Genomic DNA, 19,411 nt, shown 5'->3' on the forward strand with positions numbered 1-19,411 from the left:
CTCTTACGGACGCTCCGCTGCCTTCTTGCCGAGTTGGGCCGCGACGTCGGGAACGTATCGGAACAGCTCGATCGGTGGCCGCTCGTAATCGTCCGCCTTGGGGCGGTCGGGAATCGTTATCTTCGGCCGGTCCAGGGGGTGGTAGGGGACGCTGTCGAGGAGGTGGCTGATCGCGTTCAAGCGCGCGCTGCGCTTGTCGTCGCTCTCGACAACCCACCACGGCGAGCCCGGTGTGTCGGTGGCGGCGAACATGGCGTCCTTCGCGCGGGAGTAGTCCTCCCACCGGCGAATCGACTCCAGGTCCGTCGGTGACAGCTTCCACAGCTTCATCGGATCTTCGCGTCGCGCGACAAAGCGCGCTTGCTGCTCGTCATCCGAGACCGAGAACCAGTACTTGATAAGGAGGATGCCGTCCTCGATGAGGTGCTGCTCCACGACAGGCGCCTGACGCAGGAACCTCTGATACTGCTCGTCCGTGCAGTACCCCATGACCCGCTCCACTCCGGCGCGGTTGTACCAGGACCGGTCCATCAGCACGATCTCACCCTTGCTGGGGAGATGCTCGATGTAACGCTGGAAATACCACTGGCCGCGCTCCCGCTTGGACGGCTTGGTGAGCGCGACCACGCGCGTATGCCGGGGGTTGAGGTACTCGGTGACCCGTTTGATCGCTCCCCCCTTGCCGGCGGCGTCACGGCCTTCGAAGATCACCAGGACGCGCGCTCCTGATTTCGCCACCCATCGCTGCATCTCGACCAGCTCGACCTGAAGACGCTTCAGCTCGGCCTTGTACAACCGCTTAGGCACGCGCCGCACCGACGTCGTACTCCTGCTTTTCTTCGCCATGTCTCCCCCTGTGTCCGCCCGGCGTCGATCACCGCGCTTCCCTGCCGCCGCATATCTTCCACGCCTATGTCGACCTCGGCCAGGGCTTGCGCTATGCGCCGAGTTGCGGCAGTCACTCTTCCGAGACTCGGACGCACACCCCAGGGGTCCGTGTTGTCTTCCTCGACCATTGATATCCGAGCAGACGCAACCGGGTTGGTGGTGCGATGAGAACGCTTGGGCGAGGCCATTACACGAGACCGTCGGCACGGGCCGCCATGCCCCCGCGGGGCTACGCCGGATCTGGGCAATACAGCCGACCGCGCTGGCTCCGCTGGCGCCGTTTCGATGAACCGCTGTCAGCGGTACTCTCTCACCGGAGATACACGGGGGCGGGTATGGGAGACCGCGACACATCCGATGCGGAACGGATAACGAGGTACCTCTGTCTCTGCGACGTGTTGCCTGATGACGTCGTCGCTGCCGCCAACGGCTACGCCAGTACGAAGCTCGCGCGATACAAGCGTGACGCGCTTCTGGAAGTTCTCGCGCCCTTTCGAACGCCGCAGGAAGGCCGCGACACCGCCTCCCCACTGCTCTTCGGGACATTGCTCTGCAGGGCGCTGCGGTATCAGGAGGAGCACGTCCGCCCGGGCAACCCGTCACCGGCCGCGACAGATCCGCGAGCGGAGGCACGCCCCGTTCTCGAGCTGATGAAGATGGGCGCAGGCCCCGCCTTCGTCTATTGGTTCATGGACAGTCCCGCGTTGAACTCCTACTTCTCTTCAACTGATTCTCATGAGTTCGTCGAGGAGCGCGCCTGGGTGAAAGATCTCGGGCCGCCCCCGAGCATCTGGTCATATGCGGGCCATTACGACGAGGATCCGGGCTTTGCCGGCCTCTGAGCCCGCAGCGAAGGCCGGCCGGCGCGAGGGCGGCGGCGACCGACTACGTGCCCGCACAGCAACTGATCGCTCGCCGTCCTCGCGGCACCCCCCGCCCCGCGCTGAAAGCACGTTGTACTGCCTCGCCTGAACACGGTCCCGATCACGTGCCCGTTCAGATCTCACTGATCCAACGAGGTGCGTCGACGCGGAGCCACTTGACGGCATCGACGCCCACCCAACCCATGTGCGAGGTGGCCGCGACCACAACACTCCCGCGCACTCGCCGATGACCGCGCGTCCACCAGCGCCCGTAGCTGCGACGCCGGTCGGCCCGACAGTGGGCTGATCGCGCGAGTATCATCAGTGCCACCCTGGTCGAAGCTGCTCGAGTCCATCACTGTTCGAGCTCACGACCCAGACCGCGTCGCCGGCCCTCCCGGCGCATGTCGACTCACTCTCGCGGGGTCATCATGACAAGCAGACGAAAGCTGAGAGGCGAAGACCCAGAGAGTCTGCGTCAACGGCTGGCTCAAATTCAGATCGAGAGAGTCCAGATCCTGAATCGTAGCTGGCCGATCGATGATGAGGACTGGAGCGAGGAGCGCTCGGACGCGCTTCACGATCTCGCGATAGAGGAGGGCCGCATCCGCAAGGCGCTGAACCTTCCCCCGGGTGAGTGGGATGCTGGCGTGTGGCCGGACTGGGTCGGCTGGTCAATCCTGACGTTTGTGGTCGTGGGCATTTTCGCCCTGGCGTCGATGGCCAGCTAGGTCACAGCTTGGTCGCCCCTTCCGTCAGAGGTGAGGAAGCCGGTCGACGCGAGGGCAGTGCGGGCTTGAGGTGGTGGCGTGCTGGCCGGAGTGCGTTCGGTGGCGATCCCTCCGCGGGCGGGCAGACCCGCGCCGCCGCCGCCGCGCACCTGCGCAACCGACCATTGCTCGTATACCCCGCCCGCGCTTTCCGCCCGCGGAGGCGCCTCAACCGACGCGCCCCAGCGCCGGCGGCATCCCCCCCGCCCGTCAGCCGGCCAGCGCCTCCGAGAGCTTCACGCGGCCGCCCATGCGCAGCAGCGAGTTCTGGTAGATGCGGGCGGCGATGAGGATCGCGGCGACGCACGTCGCGATCAGGATCGCGATCGACACGAGCGGCTCCCACCACTGCGCCTGGCCGAGGAAGATGCGCATCGGCATGCCCACCGGCGCCGAGAACGGCACGTACGACATGATCGCGAGCACGACCGGGTTGTCGTTGAAGAAGATCACCAGGAAGTACGGCGCCATCACCAGCATCGTGAGCGGCATCGTGGTCGAGCCGATGTCCTCCTGGCGCGACACCATCGACGCGGCCGCTGCGAACAGCGATGCCAGCAGGATGAAGCCGAACAGGAAGAAGATCGCGAACCAGGCGATGGGCCCGCCGAGTCCCTGCAGCAACGCCGTCTGATCCGTGACGGTCAGGCCGATGACCGCGATGGCGGCGAGGATCAGGATCTGGCCCATCGCGAGGATCGTGTTGCCGATCACCTTGCCGGCCAGCAGCGACCGGACGGGGATCGCCGAGATCAGCAGCTCCACCACGCGGGTCTGCTTCTCTTCGACGACGCTCTGCGCGATCGTGCCGCCGAACAGCGACGCGGCCAGCAGGAACACGATGCCAAAGCCCACGGCGGCGATGTAGCCGAGCGCGGCGTTGCCCTCGTCGGGATTCAGCAGCTCGACAGGCGGCACCTGCGCGAGCTGCAGCAGCAGCGTCGTCGGCGGGGACGAGTCGGCGATCACGGCGAAGCCCAGCGGCGACGACGGGTCGCCGACGACGCCGGCATCCACGGTGCCGTCGGCCACGAGCGCCTCGGCGGCGGCCCGGTCGTCGACGTCGGTGACGTCCAGGCCCTCCGCCGCCGCGACGTACTGCTGCGCATCGGCCGTCACGGCCACCGGGGTGCCGCTGTCGTTCGACGCTTGGAAGCCCGCCCAGATCACGAGCGCGAGCGCCCCGATGAACAGGATCGCCGTCGAGATCACGAACGCCTTGCTGCGCAGCTTCGACCCGATCTCGCGCTCGGCGACGAGCCAGATCGCCTGCCCGCTGCCGAGGGTCGCGCCGCTGCCGCGGGTGGTGCCGGTGGTGCTCACTGGATGACCTCCTTGAAGATCTGGGCGAGGGACGGATGCTGCGGCGCGAAGCTCGCCACATCCCCTTGGGCGACCGCGCGCCGCAGCACCCGCTGCGCGGTCTCGGCGGTGTCGGCGTCGAACACGGCGTAGCCGCCGTCGAAGTCGAGCACCTCGACGCCGGGCTCGGTGCGCAGCCAGCCGGCGTCGCCCGCCGACACCAGCTCGAAGCGGCGCGTGGAGTGCTGCGCGCGCAGCGTGTCGCGGGCGCCGGCGGCGCGGATCGTGCCGCCGGCGATGATGACCAGGTCGTCGCAGAGCCGCTCGACGACGTCGAGCTGGTGCGACGAGAACAGCACGGCGGCGCCCGCCGCGGCGCGCTGCTGCAGCACCCCGGCGACGACGTCGACGGCCAGCGGGTCCAGGCCCGAGAACGGCTCGTCGAGGATCAGCACCTGCGGGTCGTGCACCAGCGCCGCGGCGATCTGCGCGCGCTGCTGGTTGCCGAGCGAGAGCGTCTCGACGTTGTCGTTCAGGCGCTCGCCGAGTCCGAGCCGCTCGAGCAGGGCCGTGGCGCGGGCGGTGGCATCCGCCTTCGAGAAGCCGTGCAGCCGCGCGAGATACACGATGTGCTCGAGCACCTTCATCTTCGGGTAGAGCCCGCGCTCTTCCGGCATGTAGCCGAAGCGGCGGCGGTCGGATGCCGTCACCTCGGCGCCGTCCAGCGTCACCGTGCCGCCGTCGCCGGCCAGCACCCCGAGCACGATGCGCATCGTGGTGGTCTTGCCCGCACCGTTCCCGCCGACGAAGCCGGTCAGGCGGCCGGGACGCACGTCGAACGACACGTCGTCGAGCACGCGGCGCCCGCCATAGCTCTTCTCGATCCCGCGGAGCTGCAGCATCCTGAATCCCCTCTCCGGCTCGGCTGACCGAGTCCGTCGAGATCACCGTACGGAAGCCGCGAGCACCCCGCCTCCCCCTGCGGAAGGAGACGGGTCCGCTCGGCGGTGGAATCACCCGCGGTCGGCCGCCGTCACTCCAGGCGCCACGAGGCGACGAGGTCTTGGAAGACGTCGCCGTGCGGATCGGCGCCGTAGTAGACACGGACCCTGAGCGTCGTCACCTCGTCGCCGTGCTGCGCCTGGATCTCGCGCACGACCACGGGATCCACCCATTCGTCCGAGACGTAGGTGAAGACGACCTCCTCCGCGGCGTCCGCGCCGTCGACGACCGCGGCGGCCCGCGACACGAGTGCGAACGAGGGGAAGTCGCCGCTCACGCCATACCCGGCGATCGCGCCGGAGACGTGCTCGTCGAGGGTGCCGGCGAGCATCGTGCGCTCGACGGACACGGATGCCGAATCGCCGACGCAGTCCCGGGCCGTGAGGAGGGGCCCCGCGCCACCGGGCGGCTGGGTCGCGGCATCCCAGTCCTTCGGCACCGTGAGGCGGAAGCCGGCTGTCGAGACCTCCCCGGTCAGCGGCTCGACCGCTGAGGGCGCGCGATCGAGGACCATGTCGCGGAGGACGTCGGTGTCGGCCTGATCCGTGGTCGCCACGAACAGGGCGCCGCCGCACCAGTAGCCCTGGGTGTAGGGGAACAGCGCGACCGCCGCGGCCTCGTTCTCGTCGTCCACGCTGGTGAACAGCGCCCGATAGCTGGGGCCGCCCAGGAACCAGCCGTCCTTCTCGACCACCGCCTCACGGCCGGCCCACTCGGGGAAGGCGAGGTCGAGCTGCCCGCGGAGGAACTCGTCCGACCGCACATAGGGGACGACCCCCTCCACCCGGCGCACCGTCACCCCGGAGTCCTCCGCCGGGCCGACATGCCACGTGGTGCCGGACTCCCACTGCGACTCCCAGCCCTCGGGCGCGACGAGGCTGACCCCGACCCAGTCCGCTTCCAGGCGCGTCATCCCTGCCCTCGGCTCCCTGGGCACCACCTCGGACTCCCATCGGCGCCCGTCGGCATACACATCCGCCCGATACTCGCCCGCGGGCAGCATCGCGGTCGCGGAGTACGGCGTGCCGAAGTGGTCGCCGACCTCGGCCGTCACGAGGCTCGGCTGGGTGAGCACGGCCCACACGTCACTGCCCTCGCGCCGGTGGAGCCACACGATGACCGCCTTGCCGGCGGCATCCGTCTCGAGTTCCATGTCCTGACCCCACACCCGCAGCGCGGCGTCCTCGGCGACGGCCGGGAACGTTCCCTCCGCCGCGACCTCACCCATGACGGCGAGGCGGTACGCCTCCACCTGCTCGGGATCGACGGGCGTGCGGGAGGCACCCGTGAGCAGCTCGAGGTCGGAGAGCGCTGCGAGTCTCAGCACAGCCCGCTGCTGCTTGTCGTCCAGTCCGCCGCCCGCGCAGCCGGCCGTGGGTGCGAGGCAGCGGCTGACCTCTTCGTATGCCTCGAGCGCGGCCGCCGGCTCGCCCAGGGCGGCGAGCGCGAGGGCCCGATTGGCGCGTGCGGTGTGGACGGTGCTGCCGGCGAGGCGCTCGTCGTCGGCGATCTCCTGCAGCGCGGCATCGGTGAGGCTCAGGCCTTCGTTCAGCGCGCCGCGGTCATCGTCGTAGATCCCCGTCAGGATCAGGTACCACCCGAGGTCGGCGCGCCGTGCCGGCCCCGCCGGGCCCGCCTGCAGCGCCGCGCGCAGGTCGGCGACGATCTCGGGCAGCACCTCGCGCGAGGTGTCGCCACTCCATGCCGGCCACTCGTACGTGGCCGCCGCGCAGTCGAGGGCGTAGGCGCGGGCGGCGTGCACGGGGCCGTGGCGGTCGAGCACGCGCACCGCCTCGTCCAGGGTGTCGTGCCAGCTGTCGACGGTCTGCTCGGGGTCGCAGGCATAGCTCTCGGCGCGCGCGACCGCCATCGCGTGCGCCGCGAGCGTCTCGCGATCGGGAGGATCCGACCGGGCTACCATGTGCGGCACGGTCGAGAGGGCGAGGGCGATCCCGACCAGCGCGCCACCGGTGCCCACCGCGAGCAGCGTCTGCGACGCCCGCGGCGAGCGGTCCCTGCCGGTGGCGAGCGCGAACATGAAGCCGCACAGCCCGAGCACGACGAGCGAGACGATGAGCCGCGATCGGTCCGCGGACCACGCGCGCGCGTCGGTGCGCGAGAGCGCGGCGAGCATCTCGCAGGCGCGCGCCGGCTCCTCGCTCTCCATCAGGTACGCGCCGACCCACTCCCGGTAGCGCGAGATGTCTTTGAGGTCGAGGCCGCCCAGCGCGGCCCCGGGCGTGATGACCGGACAGTCCTGCGACACGTGTTCGGTCGCCGAGGCCTGGATCTCCTCGCGCAGATCGGTCTCCACCTGCAGGGTGAGCCGATCGAGCTCGGTCCACCGCGCGCCGAGCGCGGCCGCATCCTCGCCGTCCCCCGACACGGCCTGCGCGTGCTCCGCGGCCGTCCACCGCGCATCGGCGACCGCCAGCAACGCCAGCCTGCTGAGGTCGCGGAGGGCCGTCTGCCGGCCGACGTGCTCGAGCTGCTGCGCGAGCGCCGCCTGGCGATCGGCATCCGCGCGCACGTCGCGCTCGCTGACGGCGACGGCCGCCAGCGTCGCGGCCGACGCGGCGAAGATCACCAGGGTCACCGCCCCAGCGATCTCGGCCCACCACTTCGCCCGGGTGCCGACGTCCTGGCTGTCGGCGGCGGTGCGCCGGCCGCGCATCCGGCGGGTCCAGAAGATCTCGGCCAGGAGCGCCGCGGCGACCGCGCCGAAGACGATCGCGGTCGCCACCGGGTCCACCGTCGCGACGAGGAGGATCGTCATGCCCGACACCAGCGCGAGGGCGGCGGCGCCGAGCGCCCACAGCCGCCCGCGGAGGACTCGGCCGCGCGCGATGAGCCGCGGCCGGGCGGAGCGATTGCCGAGCTCGTCGGCGATGATCAGGGTCGCGACGGTCGCCGCGAACAGCACACCGGCGAGCATCGAGAGCAGCTCCTGCCGGTTGATCCGCTCCGCCTCCCGCGTCGCCTCCGCGGCCCCCACGGCGGGCTGGGAGTCGGTGGAGAGGTCGAGCAGCACCCGCCGCTCGGCCCGCTGCGCCGAGTAGCCGATCTGCTCCTCCTGCTCCTCCTGTACCGCTTTCTCCGCCTGCTCGTCCTGCTCCTCCTGCTCGGCGTCGGCCACAGGGCAGCTGTACAGCGGGTCGCCCTGGATCAGCGGATCGAGCGACTCCATCGCCAGCGACGCCGCCACCAGCTCCGTGGTCTGCGGCGCCGACGTCAGCAGGGTCCCCTGCACCGCGGCGCGGGCGATGGACGCCTCGCAGTACTGGCCGAGCAGGAAGGAGTCGTGGGCGATGAGCGTCTGCAGCCGGCCCTCGTCGCGGGCGGCCTCGGCCTGCAGCGTGCGGGCATGGCTGAACGCCTCGTCGGCCTCCTCCCCGGCGCGCGTCGCCTGGTAGGCCGCGAACGCGCTGAGCGTCGTTGCGATCGCGATCGCGGTGACCAGCGCCGTATCGCGCCGCAGGAAGAGTGTGCCCACGCCGACGAGCCGTCGGACGGGGCGACGTGGTCGGCGTGCCGGTCGCGGGCGCCCCGAGTGCGCGTCGCCCGGCTCGTCCGGTGGCGCCGTCGGATCGACCACCTGGACCCCCATCCCGATGCCCGCTGCCGGCGGATCCCCGCTCCGCCGAACCTGCCGCGAACGTTACTCGCCGGGCTGAGGCGCGACAAGGCGTGCCGGCGACGTCCACGGTCGCCGACGCCGTCATACGGCGACATCTTTCATGCGACGGAATAGATCCCAGATTCATGTGCTTGCATGGAAGTGGAATGTCCACGGTGGTCCCCGCCGGGGACCTTTGTCTTTTCAAGGAGTGAATCCATGTCCGACCGGACCATCGGCTACATCGTCGGCAGCATCTCGTCGACCTCGATCAACCGCCGCCTCGCCAAGGCGCTCGAGCGCCTCGCTCCCGAGGGCACGACGCTCGTCGAGATCCCGATCGCGGACCTCCCCTTCTACTCGCCCGACTACGACGCCGACTTCCCGCAGGTCGCACGCGACTTCAAGGAGGCCATCGACGACGTCGACGGCGTCATCATCGTGACCCCCGAGTACAGCCGCTCCATCCCCGGCGTGCTCAAGAACGCCCTCGACTGGGCCGCCCGCCCGTGGGGCCAGGGCTCGTTCAACGGCAAGCCCACCGCCGTCATCGGCACCTCGCAGGGCGGCATCGCCACCGCCGCCGCGCAGCAGCACCTCAAGGCGATCCTCAGCCACTACAACGCCCCGACGCTCGGCCAGCCCGAGGGCTACGTGCAGACCACGCCGGGCCTCTTCGCCGAGAGCGGCGAGGTCACGAACGACCAGACCGCCGAGTTCCTCGTCGGCTATCTCGAGGCCTTCGGCGCGCTGGTCGACCGCTACGCCGCGGTTCCCGTCGCCGCCTGATTTCACCCTCGCCGGCGGCGTCCGTCGCCGGCATCGTTCCAGCCGATCGGATGCCTCGACCCGCCGGCCCCTCGCGGGCCCGGGTCGAGGCATCCGTGGCTTCCGGCGTTGCCGCGTGTATCAGGCGAGGCCGTGCCGGTGGGCGTACACCACCGCGGCGACGCGGTCGCGTGCGCCGAGCTTCTGCAGCACGTTCGAGACGTGCGTCTTGACCGTCGCCTCGCCGATGTAGAGGCGCTGGGCGATCTCGGCGTTGCTCATCGCCTGTGCCACGAGCCGCAGCACCTCGGTCTCGCGCTCGGTGAGCTCGACCGCCGGCGCCGCTCCCGGGCCCGGCGTGCCTGGCGTCCGCTCGGCCGGTGGGACCTCACCCACGGGACGCGACCCTGGGGAACGCCCGCGGTCTCGTCCGCCGCCTGGGGTCTCACGGTCGACGCCGGGCGCCGGCTCCCCGGGTTGAGCGGCGGCGAAGCGCGCGATCACGCGGCGCGTGACCTCGGGCGCGAGCAGGGCGTCGCCGGCGGCGGCGACCCGCACGGCCGAGATCAGCTCCTCGGGTCCGGCGTTCTTCAGCAGGAAGCCGCTCGCGCCGGCCGCCAGCGCGTCGAAGAGGTAGTCGTCGCGGTCGAACGTCGTCACGACCACCACGGCGGCGCCCGACTCGGCGTCCGCCGCGATGCGGCGGGTGGCCTCGAGCCCGTCCATGTCGGGCATCTGCACGTCCATGCAGATCACGTCGGGACGCAGAGCGGATGCCGCAGCCACCGCCTGGACGCCGTTCGCAGCCTCGCCCACCACGGCGATGTCGCCGGCCGACTCGAGGATCATCCGGAACCCCGCCCGCATCACGGCGTGGTCGTCGACGAGGAGCACGCGCACCGGAGCGCTCACGCGTCGACCTCCGCGCGCGCAGGAACGGGCACGCGCAGCCGCACGAGGAACCCGCCGCGGCCCCGCGGGCCGACCTCCAGCTCGCCACCCGACGCGGCGGCGCGCTCGCGCATTCCGACGATCCCCAGCCCCGGGCGCACGGCCAGGGCGAAGCGGCCGGTATTGGCGACCTCCAGCTCGACGGCGTCGCCCGCGTAGCGCAGGCGGACGTCGGCGGTGGCATCCGGTCCGCCGTGCCGGCGCGCGTTCGTCAGCGCCTCCTGCGCGACGCGGTACACGTTGACCTGCACGAGATCGGGCAGCTCGACCGGCTCGCCGACGACGGTCAGGGTGGTCGGCAGGCCGTTGTCGTTCGCGTGGGCGACGAGGTCGGCGAGGCCCGTCAGGTGCACCGTCGAGCCGCCGTCGGCGTCGCCGCCCGATGTCCGCAGCGTCTCCAGCAGCTGCCGCAGCTCGACGAGCGCAGCGCGGGCGGACTCCTCGACGCCCAGCAGCGCCGCGCGCGCGGCATCCGTGTCCCGTTCCAGCACGGCGCGGGCGGCGCCCGCCTGCACGCCCATCGCCGAGACGTGGTGCGCGACGACGTCGTGCAGCTCGCGGGCGATGCGCACGCGATCGAGGGCGACCGCCTGCGCGGCGGTGACCTCGCGCTCGCGCTCGAGCTCGCGGGTTCGCTCCTCCAGCGCGGCGCGCGACATGGCCGCCGCGTACGCGTGGTCGCCCATGTAGTACGCGCCGCCGAAGAACGCCGCGTTCACGAGGAATTGGATGAGCATGTAGGCCGCGAACGGCGAGAACGCGCCGGCGCGCGACAGCGTCTCGTCGCTGGGATCGATCGCCGCCTGGAAGGTCGTCACGAGCAGCCACAGGAACATGCCGACGATGACGCCCACGCGCACCCACAGGGCGCGGCGCCGGTCGTCGACCCAGGCGCCGACGGTGTACATGGCGATGAACATCGAGATGTTGCTGACGTACACGTCGGGGATGCGGAAGGTCACGCCGAGGAAGAACACCACCGCGATCGCCACGACGACGATCTCGGGGAACCGGCGGCGCACGGCGAGCGGGGCGGTGAGCCCGAGGCTGTAGAGCAGCGCCCACTGCATGCCCCCGGTCGCATCGTCGCCGTAGATGCCGGCGACCGACCCCAGCGCGCTGCTCAGCACCGCCGCGACGAAGAGGCCGGCCGCCAGCCAGACGTCGGCGCGGAGCTCCTGCGGTGTCGGACGCGGCCGCGCGGTCGAGGGCGGGAGGTCGGGCATCCCTCCACGCTACGGCGGGGGCGCAGGCGCGGCATCCCCCGCGAGGCGGATTCACCGCACCGAACCTGCGCGACTTGTTATTGACAAGCGCGCTTGCTTTTTGCAACCATAGACGCGTCGCCACCCCGGCGCCCCTGCCTGAAGGAGCAGAGCAATGACGCACATCTTCGTCAACATCGCCACCAGCGACCTCGAGCGGGCGAAGGCGTTCTACACGTCGCTCGGCGCCGGCATCAATCCGCTGTTCACCGACGAGAACGCCGCGTGCATCGTGTGGGACGACAACGTCTACTTCATGGTGCTCACCAAGGAGTACTTCTCGACCTTCACCGACAAGCAGATCGCCGACCCGCGCACGCAGGCGCAGGTGCTCATCGCCCTCAGCCGCGACTCGCGCGAGGAGGTCGACGAGATCGTCGAGGCCGGCCTCGCCAACGGCGGCACCGAGCCGACCGAGCCGAAGGACTACGGCTTCATGTACAGCCGCGACCTCGAAGACCCCGACGGCAACGGCATCGAGTTCGTCTTCATGGAGCCGCAGGCCGCCGAGCAGGGTCCCGACGCGTACGTCGCGGAGCAGGCGAAGGCGTAGTGGCAGCCCGCAGCTACGGACAGTACTGCGGGGTCACGACCGCCGTCGAGCTGATCGGCGAGCGGTGGGCACTGCTCATCGTCCGCGATCTGCTCGTCGGCCCCCGGCGCTACACCGACCTCAAGCAGGGGCTGCCCAAGATCCCCACCAACATCCTCTCCACGCGGCTCAAGGAGCTGCAGGAGAGCGGCGTCGTGCGCCGCGTGCCGCTGCTGCACTGCGGGCTCGTCTACGAGCTGACGCCGTACGGCCGCGAGCTCGAGCCGATCGTTCTCGCGCTGGGCCGGTGGGGCTTCCAGCAGATGGGCGACCCGCAGCCCGACGACGTCGTGACGGCCGACTCCCTGACGATGGCGCTGCGGACGGCGTTCCGAGCGGATGCCGCGGCCTCGCTGCCGCCCGCCGACTACGAGGTGCACATGGCCGACGTCGTCCTGCGCGTGCAGGTCGACCGGGAGCGGCTGCGGATCGCGCAGCTGCACCCCGCCGGGCGCCCCGTCGACCCGCGGCTGGGCACGCAGGCCTCGACGGCGGGCGAGCCCGATCTGACGTTCGCGGCGGGCCCCGGCATCCGTCGCGTCATCTCGGGCGAACTGACCCCGGCCGAAGCGATCGACCAGGATGTGCTCGCGGTCGTCGCCGGGGATGCGACACTTCTCGAACGGTTCGCGCAGACTTTCCGCATCGAACCCGGCACCGCGCTCGCCGCGTGAGCCTCGCCGCCTTCTGAAGGGACACGACAATGGCCGGTCGCATCCACATCGACCTGTTCACCACGCTCGACGGGGTCGCGCAGGCGCCCGGCGGCCCGCAGGAGGACACCACGGGCGGCTTCCCCTACGGAGGGTGGCAGGCGCCGTTCCCCGACGAGGTCATCGGGAAGACGATCTGGGACGGCATCTCGAACCTCGACGCGCTGCTGCTCGGCCGCCGCACCTACGACATCTTCGCGGGGTACTGGCCGAACCAGACGGGCGGCATCGCCGAGGTCTTCAACCGCGTGCCCAAGTACGTCGCCTCGCGCGGTCTGCCGACCCTCGACTGGGAGGGCTCATCGCAGCTCGGCATGGACTTCGCGCGAGAGGTCGAGGCGCTGCGCGAGCGCCACGAGAGCATCCACGTGATCGGCAGCGCCAACCTCGTCCAGACGCTGCTCATGGAGCAGCTCTTCGACGTGCTGACGCTGTGGATCTACCCGGTGGTGCTCGGACAGGGCAAGAAGGTGTTCCCCGAGGGGTGCGCCCCCGCGAACTTCACGCTCCTCGAGCCGGCCGTCACCGGTCCGAGCGGCGCCGTGCTGCTGCGGTACGGTCCGGTCGCCGGAGACGTGCGGACCGGAGACATGACCGCGGAGGACTGACCGGGGTCGCTGAGATCTCGATACGCGTGCTCGTTCCTCGCGCGCTACTCGATCTTGACCCGGCGCGCATCAACGCTCGTACCTCGCATCGATCCGCGCCGCGTCAGAAGATCATCGGGCGGTCGTCGTCGTCGGGGCCCTCGAGGTCGAGGTCGACGACGACGGGGACGTGGTCGCTCGGCAGCTCGCCCTTGCGCTCGTTCCGGTGGATGGTCGCGCCGGTCACGGCGTCGGCGATGGCACGGGACCCCAGGATGAAGTCGATGCGCATGCCCTCGTTGCGGGGGAACTTCAGGCGCTTGTAGTCCCAGTACGTGTAGCCGGTGGGGATCAGCGGGCGCACCACGTCGTGCAGGCCGACGGCCTCGAGCGCGGCGAACGCCTCGCGCTCGGGCGGTGACACGTGGGTCGAGAAGCCCGGCACGACCGCGGGGTCGCCGTTGTCGGCATCCGTCGGCGCGATGTTGAAGTCGCCCACCAGGGCGAGCGGCAGGTCGGGATCCGCGGCCAGCGAGTCGGACGTGTACTGCGCGAGCGCCGACAGCCAGTCGAGCTTGTAGTAGTAGTGCGGGTCGCCGAGCGAGCGGCCATTGGGCACGTACAGGCTCCACACCTCGACCCCGCCGACGGTCGCGCCCATCGCGCGGGCCTCCTGCGGGGCATCCGGCCCGTTGTGGCCCTTCTCGAAGCCGGGCATGCCGGGGAAGGCGGTGCGCACCTCGGTGACCGGCTCGCGGCTGGCGATCGCGACGCCGTTCCACTGCGAGAAGCCGTGCGCCTCGACGTGGAACCCCGCCTCTTCGAACCGCTCGAACGGGAACTGCTCGGCCTTGCACTTGATCTCCTGCATCGCGAGCACGTCGATGTGCTCGCGCACCGCGAAGTCGACGATGCGGTCGACCCGGGCGCGGATCGAGTTGACGTTCCAGGTGGCCAGGCGCATGGCCTCCAGCCTAAAGCGGGCGGCCGACGTCGAAAGGACGCGAGCGGATGCCGCCCACCTGGCGTATCACCCGTTCGGAGAGGAGTCTCCTTCTTGTCAGCGGCCGCGTCCGCGGTCGGGAAAGCGAGACCCACCATGGACCACGACTGCGGCTGCGGCCACGGGGCGCAAGCCGCCCACGACTCCGCGCCCCTGGAGTTCGACGCCGACGGGGAGCTCATCCTCCCCGATCCCGTCATCCGCCCGGAGATGCTCACCCGCGCGTGCCCCATCGGCACGCTCGACGGGTCCTGGCTGCTCGAGCTCGAGCGGCGCACCGTGTTCGGCCCCGAGGTGCGCGGTGCCATGCGCATCGAGGTCGGCGCGTCGTCACTGCGCGTCTCGGGCGACATGTACTCCCGCCGCGTCTTCCCTCCCGTGCTCACGGAGGTGGAGCGCCCGTTGCCGTTCCCGCTGCCCGAGCCCCGACCGCAGCCGTTCGGCGGGGACGCCGAGGCCGACGGTGCCGAGCCGGATCCGGGAGAGGACGACGCGCCGGTGCTGTCGGAGCTCACGGCGTTCAACCTGCGCTGGTACCCGGCGTTCCCGGCATCCCAGTACACCTGGTACTTCCGCTCCAACGGCGCGACCTACTCCGGCGGCACGCTCACCGTGCAGATCGTGCGACACCTGTGGAACCGCACCACGCAGGAGTTCGTCTCGACCGACACCGGAACGCTCACGCTGCGCTGCCGGCGCCCGCTCGTGGTGACCGCGACCAGCGCCCTGCTGGGCTCGTCGCAGCGCATGACGGGCACGCTGTCGATCGGCGGCACGGTCACGAACGTCACGGCGTCGAAGACCTCGCCGATGTACCGCGGATGCCGCATCGAGGTCGATGCGATGGTGAACCGCGCGTTCCCGGCATCCGCCACCATCGGCTCGGGCGCGGCGGCGTCGGTGCGCTCGGTGTACGCGTCGGCCGGATGGGACGTCACCGTCGTGACCGACGAGATCAACGTGCCCGAGGACGCCGCGCTCACCAACGCCGAGCTCGCGACGCTCATGACGGGGCACCGGCAGGCGGTTGCCGGTGACGGCTGGCGCCTGTGGCTGTTCGTCGGGTCGGCGCAGGGCGGGCTGTTCGGGATCATGTTCGACGACGACACCGTGCCGCGCGAGGGCGCCGCCGGGTTCGCCGACGTGCGGCTCGGCAACGATTCCTTCATCGCCGCCGGCGCGCGGGGCCGACCGCTGGACGAGGTGCCGGCGGCGTTCCTGCGCACGCTGGTGCACGAGGCGGGGCACGCCTTCAACCTGTGGCATCCGAAGCACGACGTGCACAACCCGGGCATCGGCACCGAGATCATGAACCAGACCGGCGACGTCATGGGCTTCGCCACCTCGGCGAACCCGTACCCCGGCAACGCCTCGTTCCTGTTCTCGGACCACGACCGCACGTCGCTGATCCATTCGCCCGACCCGCAGGTGCGACCCGGCTGGAAGAACTTCGGCTGGGGCCACGGCGACCTGTCGGCGGGGCTGCCCGCGCCGGTGGACGCCGCGGGCCTGTGGGGCGACCAGGGCGACGACGGTCTCGAGCTGACGGTCGCGATGCCCGCGCAGGCGTTCGTCGGCGAGTACGTCACCGCCGAGGTCGTGCTGACGAACGTCTCCGACCAGGCGCGCACCGTCACGACGCTCATCAACCTGTCGGAGGGCGACCTCGTCTTCCTCCACACGCCGCCCGACCACTCGCTCCAGCATCTGGTCGACGTCGCCATCGGCTGCGGCCCGCGGCCGATGACCGTCCTGCAGCCGGGGGAGTCGATCCGCAACCACGTGCAGGTCTTCTTCACCAACCAGGGGGTGACCTTCACCGAGCCGGGACGCCACACGGTCGCCGCCCAGCTGGAGGTCGATCCGGTGACCACGGTGCGCTCCGCGCCGGTGACGGTCGACGTGCGGGGCCCTGCCTCCGATGCCGAGGTCGACATCAGTGCGAAGACGCTCACGCCGGGCGTGGGCCGTGCGATCGCGCTGGGGGACTTCGCGACGGATGCCTCCGCCCGCGCGGTCCTCACGGACCTGGCCGAGCAGCACAGCGACTCCGACACCGGCGCCGCTGGAGCGCTGGTGCTCGCGAACGCGCTGGCGCGGTCGTTCTCGGACTTCCGCACCCGCGACGTGCGCGAGGCCACTCCGGACGACGCGGCGCACTTCCTCGAGCTCGCGCTGCAGGGCCGGTCGGCCGAGCGTGTCGCCGCACTCGCGGTGACCGTCGCGAGCCCGACGGAGAAGCAGGCGCCGGTCGTCGCCGACACCATCGCCGCGCTGAAGGCGCGCGCGAAGGGCGGTGCCCGCTCGGCGGCAGGCAAGGACGTCGCCGAGGCCGAGCGAATCGCGGCGGACTTCGTGTCGCCCGAGGGCCGCTGATCGCGGGTATGGCTGCGGTTCGACGGGAGAAATCGCCCTCCGCAGGAGGTTGGAACGCTTCAGCGTCCTGTGGAGGGCGGTTTCTCCTGTGGAGGTGACACAGAGCCCGGAGACGGTCGGGCGGGAGGTTGCGCTGCGCGTTCAGCGAGGGCCCCGCGCCGGTTCGACAGGAGATGTCGCCTTCCACAGGAGGTTGGAACGCTTCAGCGTCCTGTGGAGGGCGGATTCTCCTGCAAAGGGTGACACAGAGCCCGTCCAGGGGAAGGATCGAGCCGTGACGAAGCACGCGGACGGCGGCGGGCTGGAGCTGCGGCTCTGGCCGGCCTCGGCCGAGCCCGCGCGCGGCACGGCCCCCGGCGACGCGCCGGGGACGGCGCGCGGAGACGCGCCCGGGGCAGAGGCGCGGAGCGGCCCGCGGGCGAGTGCAGCGGGCGCATGGACCGTTCCCCTCGATCGCATCGCCTACGCGGACGCGGAGCTCGTCGCGCGTGAGGCGGCGACGGTGAGCGCGCGGCTGAACATCGTCGAGGGAGACCTCGAGATCTTCGTCACGCCGCCCGGCGGCCGGCCCGTGCGGGCGGCGTGGCCCTGGCCGGTCGACTCCGCGCCGCGGTCGGTCGAACTGGCGCCGGGGGAGTGCCTCGTCGCCTCCGTGCCGCTGCTGTCGGCGGGGAGCGCCCCGCTCTTCCCGGCGCCCGGGCGGTACGAGCTCGTCGCGCGGTTCGCGGCGCGGCCGGGACTGACGCTCGAGTCGAACCCGGTCGCACTCCTACGCACGGCGCCCGAAGACGCGGCGATCGCCGCCGGACTCGGCGACCGCGACGTGCTGCAGAGCCTGCTCGGCGCCGGCGTGATCGGCGCGGCCTCGGCGCAGCTCGAGAAGATGGCGGACTCGGACGACGTCGGCACCGCCGCGGCGGCGAATCTGGCGCTCGGCCGGACCGCGGCGCTCGCGGGAGCCGCCGACGATCCGGCGGTCGCGCGCGCTGTGGCCGCGCTCCTGCCGCCCGGTGCGACCGGCCCCGACGAGCGTCGCGACGCCGTCGCTCCGCGTGCGTCCGCGCGCGACGCCGCCGCCCTCAGCGGGCGCCCGCTCGCCGAGTGACCCGCATCGGCCGGGGCGCGGCATCCGTAGACTCGACGGCATGACCGTCGCCTCCACGCCCGCCCTCGAAGCCGACCGCCAGTACCTGATCGCGCTGATCCAGGACGAGGCGGTCTTCCACGGGGACTTCACCCTCTCGAGCGGCAAGAAGGCCACGTACTACGTCGATATGCGCAAGCTCACGCTCGACCACCGTGCGGCGCCGTCGATCGGGCGCATCATGCTCGACCTCATCCGCGACGTCGACGGCATCGTCGCGGTCGGCGGACTCACCCTCGGCGCGGATCCCATAGCGAACGCCGTCATGCACGAGTCGGCGCGCACCCACAAGCCGCTCGACGCGTTCGTCGTGCGCAAGGAGCCGAAGGACCACGGGCGCGGACGCCAGGTGGAGGGGGCGGATGTCGCGGGCAAGCGCGTCGTCGTCGTCGAAGACACCTCGACCACCGGCCAGTCGGCGCTCAAGGCCGTCGAGGCGCTGCGGCGCGAGGGCGCCGAGCCGGTCGCCGTCGCCGTGATCGTGGACCGCAAGACCGGTGCCCAGGCGGCCGTCGAGGCCGAGGGCCTGCAGTGGCTCGCCGCGATCGACCTCGACGACCTCGGCCTCGAACCGCAGTAGCCCGCGGGCCGTCGATCGGCGCGGCGGTCGCCGGAAGGCGCCGCACTCGCGCGAGCCGAGTGTGTCCGCTTGTCGACTGTCCGATGGCGATGGCATGCTCGTCCGCAACCCACGGAAGGGGTGTGGAATGCGCAAACCCGCGCTCGCTCTCGCTGCAACCGCAGCGGCACTGCTGTTCCTGTCCATCGGCTCTCCGGCCCAGGCCATCACCGACGGCGTTCCCGACGGCGACGGCCATCCCCACGTCGGCATCATGGTCGCCCAGGATGAAGAGGGCACGCCCATGTGGCGCTGCAGCGGCACGCTGATCTCGCCGACGCTGTATCTGACCGCCGGCCACTGCACGTTCGGGGCCGACCAGGTACAGATCTGGTTCGACGACGACCTGCGGGATGCCGCCGCCCATCAGTACCCGAACACCGGCGAGGTGTCGGGCACGCCGTACACGCACCCCGAGTACGACGACGCGCTGTTCTACCTCCACGACCTGGGCGTCGTGGTGCTCGACGAGCCGGTTTACGTCGACGAGTACGGCGTGCTGCCGACGCTGAACCAGCTGGACGCGCTGAAGACCGACAAGAAGTCCGTCACGTTCACCGCCGTGGGCTACGGACTGCAGAAGAGCTTCCCCGACGCGGCCTCGTGGAAGACCCAGGCCGAGCGCCTCCGGATGGTGTCCTACCCCAAGCTGATCTCGATCAACACCGGCTACACCGGCGACGGCTCGCTGATCCTCTCCAACAACGCGCACACCGGCGGGACCTGCTCCGGCGACTCCGGCGGGCCGAACTTCATCGGTGACTCCAACGTGATCGCCGGGGTCACCTCCTTCGGCAAGAACTCGACGTGTGCGGGAACCGGCGGCGTGTACCGCGTCGACCGCGCCGACGACCTCGACTGGCTGGCGACCTTCACCGGCTGACGCGGCCTCGGGCGTGGGGAGAGGCATTCGCCGCCCCCGCGCCCGATGCCTCAGCCGCGCCTGCCGGGG

17 protein-coding genes are annotated in these 19,411 nt (G+C 71.1%); 10 read left to right on the forward strand and 7 right to left on the reverse strand.

Translation table 11 applies throughout. The annotated features are described in order from the left end of the window. Positions 1-3 precede the first annotated feature (3 nt). Positions 4-846 carry a polyphosphate kinase 2 gene (gene ppk2 / locus V6R91_RS03560; RefSeq protein WP_336394207.1) on the reverse strand — a complete coding sequence of 281 codons (843 nt, stop codon included), beginning with the start codon at positions 844-846 and terminating at the stop codon, positions 4-6. A 377-nt stretch (positions 847-1,223) separates the two neighbouring features. On the opposite strand from ppk2, the gene V6R91_RS03565 reads away from it, so the two are divergent. Further along, positions 1,224-1,730, forward strand: coding sequence for a hypothetical protein (locus tag V6R91_RS03565; RefSeq protein ID WP_336394208.1), 507 nt, complete (start codon positions 1,224-1,226; stop codon positions 1,728-1,730). A gap of 452 nt (positions 1,731-2,182) precedes the next feature. Next, positions 2,183-2,482, forward strand: a complete 300-nt coding sequence (locus V6R91_RS03570; protein ID WP_336394209.1) for a hypothetical protein — start codon at positions 2,183-2,185, stop codon at positions 2,480-2,482. 249 nt (positions 2,483-2,731) lie between these two features. Here the strand turns inward: V6R91_RS03570 and V6R91_RS03575 are convergent, their stop codons facing one another. The 3 genes from V6R91_RS03575 to V6R91_RS03585 form a co-directional block, all read right to left on the reverse strand. Continuing rightward, on the reverse strand, positions 2,732-3,844 hold the full coding sequence (locus V6R91_RS03575) for an ABC transporter permease (protein ID WP_336394210.1): 1,113 nt from the start codon (positions 3,842-3,844) through the stop codon (positions 2,732-2,734). After that, positions 3,841-4,725 (reverse strand): ABC transporter ATP-binding protein, encoded by an 885-nt coding sequence (locus V6R91_RS03580; protein ID WP_336394211.1) that lies wholly within the window; start codon positions 4,723-4,725, stop codon positions 3,841-3,843. The genes V6R91_RS03575 and V6R91_RS03580 overlap by 4 nt, the downstream gene beginning before the upstream one ends. Positions 4,726-4,856: 131 nt before the next feature. Continuing rightward, a complete protein-coding gene (locus tag V6R91_RS03585) occupies positions 4,857-8,318 on the reverse strand; it encodes a hypothetical protein (RefSeq protein ID WP_336394212.1) in 3,462 nt (1,153 codons plus the stop codon). A gap of 342 nt (positions 8,319-8,660) precedes the next feature. Between V6R91_RS03585 and V6R91_RS03590 the strand changes: the two genes are divergently transcribed. Continuing rightward, positions 8,661-9,230 (forward strand): NADPH-dependent FMN reductase, encoded by a 570-nt coding sequence (locus V6R91_RS03590; RefSeq protein ID WP_336394213.1) that lies wholly within the window; start codon positions 8,661-8,663, stop codon positions 9,228-9,230. A 120-nt stretch (positions 9,231-9,350) separates the two neighbouring features. On the opposite strand, the gene V6R91_RS03595 is transcribed toward V6R91_RS03590, so the two are convergent. Both V6R91_RS03595 and V6R91_RS03600 read right to left on the reverse strand, forming a co-directional pair. Beyond that, positions 9,351-10,121, reverse strand: a complete 771-nt coding sequence (locus tag V6R91_RS03595) for a response regulator transcription factor (protein ID WP_336394214.1) — start codon at positions 10,119-10,121, stop codon at positions 9,351-9,353. Next, on the reverse strand, positions 10,118-11,386 hold the full coding sequence (locus V6R91_RS03600; protein WP_336394215.1) for a sensor histidine kinase: 1,269 nt from the start codon (positions 11,384-11,386) through the stop codon (positions 10,118-10,120). Before V6R91_RS03600 ends, V6R91_RS03595 begins: the two co-directional genes overlap by 4 nt. A gap of 154 nt (positions 11,387-11,540) precedes the next feature. Between V6R91_RS03600 and V6R91_RS03605 the strand changes: the two genes are divergently transcribed. The 3 genes from V6R91_RS03605 to V6R91_RS03615 are packed head-to-tail and all read left to right on the forward strand — an operon-like array spanning position 11,541 to position 13,338. Then, the gene (locus V6R91_RS03605) at positions 11,541-11,978 is read left to right on the forward strand and encodes a VOC family protein (protein ID WP_336394216.1); all 438 of its coding nucleotides are present in this window, start codon (positions 11,541-11,543) and stop codon (positions 11,976-11,978) included. Next, positions 11,978-12,691, forward strand: coding sequence for a winged helix-turn-helix transcriptional regulator (locus tag V6R91_RS03610; RefSeq protein WP_336394217.1), 714 nt, complete (start codon positions 11,978-11,980; stop codon positions 12,689-12,691). Before V6R91_RS03605 ends, V6R91_RS03610 begins: the two co-directional genes overlap by 1 nt. Before the next feature lie 29 nt (positions 12,692-12,720). Beyond that, positions 12,721-13,338 carry a dihydrofolate reductase family protein gene (locus V6R91_RS03615; RefSeq protein ID WP_336394218.1) on the forward strand — a complete coding sequence of 206 codons (618 nt, stop codon included), beginning with the start codon at positions 12,721-12,723 and terminating at the stop codon, positions 13,336-13,338. A gap of 103 nt (positions 13,339-13,441) precedes the next feature. Here V6R91_RS03615 and V6R91_RS03620 read toward each other — a convergent pair whose 3' ends face one another. Beyond that, a complete protein-coding gene (locus V6R91_RS03620) occupies positions 13,442-14,281 on the reverse strand; it encodes an exodeoxyribonuclease III (RefSeq protein ID WP_336394219.1) in 840 nt (279 codons plus the stop codon). Between the two features lie 135 nt (positions 14,282-14,416). Between V6R91_RS03620 and V6R91_RS03625 the strand changes: the two genes are divergently transcribed. The 4 genes from V6R91_RS03625 to V6R91_RS03640 all read left to right on the forward strand — a co-directional run bounded on the left by V6R91_RS03625 (position 14,417) and on the right by V6R91_RS03640 (position 19,342). After that, the gene (locus tag V6R91_RS03625) at positions 14,417-16,696 is read left to right on the forward strand and encodes a hypothetical protein (RefSeq protein WP_336394220.1); all 2,280 of its coding nucleotides are present in this window, start codon (positions 14,417-14,419) and stop codon (positions 16,694-16,696) included. Between the two features lie 274 nt (positions 16,697-16,970). Further along, entirely contained in the window at positions 16,971-17,801 is an 831-nt protein-coding gene (locus tag V6R91_RS03630) for a hypothetical protein (protein ID WP_336394221.1), read from the forward strand. 40 nt (positions 17,802-17,841) lie between these two features. Next, positions 17,842-18,420: an orotate phosphoribosyltransferase gene (pyrE, locus tag V6R91_RS03635; RefSeq protein WP_336394222.1), complete on the forward strand. Its 579-nt coding sequence runs from the start codon at positions 17,842-17,844 to the stop codon at positions 18,418-18,420. A 127-nt stretch (positions 18,421-18,547) separates the two neighbouring features. Then, positions 18,548-19,342 carry a S1 family peptidase gene (locus tag V6R91_RS03640; protein WP_336394223.1) on the forward strand — a complete coding sequence of 265 codons (795 nt, stop codon included), beginning with the start codon at positions 18,548-18,550 and terminating at the stop codon, positions 19,340-19,342. Positions 19,343-19,411: the final 69 nt, after the last annotated feature.

The organism is Microbacterium sp. CCNWLW41 (assembly GCF_037083505.1).

Excerpts from the sequence above, each read along its gene's own strand:
- V6R91_RS03590 (WP_336394213.1), top strand. The coding sequence starts at position 8,661 with ATGTCCGACCGGACCATCGGCTACATCGTCGGCAGCATCTCGTCGACC.
- V6R91_RS03565 (WP_336394208.1), top strand. The coding sequence starts at position 1,224 with ATGGGAGACCGCGACACATCCGATGCGGAACGGATAACGAGGTACCTC.
- V6R91_RS03620 (WP_336394219.1), bottom strand. The coding sequence starts at position 14,281 with ATGCGCCTGGCCACCTGGAACGTCAACTCGATCCGCGCCCGGGTCGAC.
- V6R91_RS03640 (WP_336394223.1), top strand. The coding sequence starts at position 18,548 with ATGCGCAAACCCGCGCTCGCTCTCGCTGCAACCGCAGCGGCACTGCTG.
- V6R91_RS03615 (WP_336394218.1), top strand. The coding sequence starts at position 12,721 with ATGGCCGGTCGCATCCACATCGACCTGTTCACCACGCTCGACGGGGTC.
- V6R91_RS03570 (WP_336394209.1), top strand. The coding sequence starts at position 2,183 with ATGACAAGCAGACGAAAGCTGAGAGGCGAAGACCCAGAGAGTCTGCGT.
- ppk2 (WP_336394207.1), bottom strand. The coding sequence starts at position 846 with ATGGCGAAGAAAAGCAGGAGTACGACGTCGGTGCGGCGCGTGCCTAAG.
- pyrE (WP_336394222.1), top strand. The coding sequence starts at position 17,842 with ATGACCGTCGCCTCCACGCCCGCCCTCGAAGCCGACCGCCAGTACCTG.
- V6R91_RS03625 (WP_336394220.1), top strand. The coding sequence starts at position 14,417 with ATGGACCACGACTGCGGCTGCGGCCACGGGGCGCAAGCCGCCCACGAC.
- V6R91_RS03600 (WP_336394215.1), bottom strand. The coding sequence starts at position 11,386 with ATGCCCGACCTCCCGCCCTCGACCGCGCGGCCGCGTCCGACACCGCAG.
- V6R91_RS03580 (WP_336394211.1), bottom strand. The coding sequence starts at position 4,725 with ATGCTGCAGCTCCGCGGGATCGAGAAGAGCTATGGCGGGCGCCGCGTG.
- V6R91_RS03605 (WP_336394216.1), top strand. The coding sequence starts at position 11,541 with ATGACGCACATCTTCGTCAACATCGCCACCAGCGACCTCGAGCGGGCG.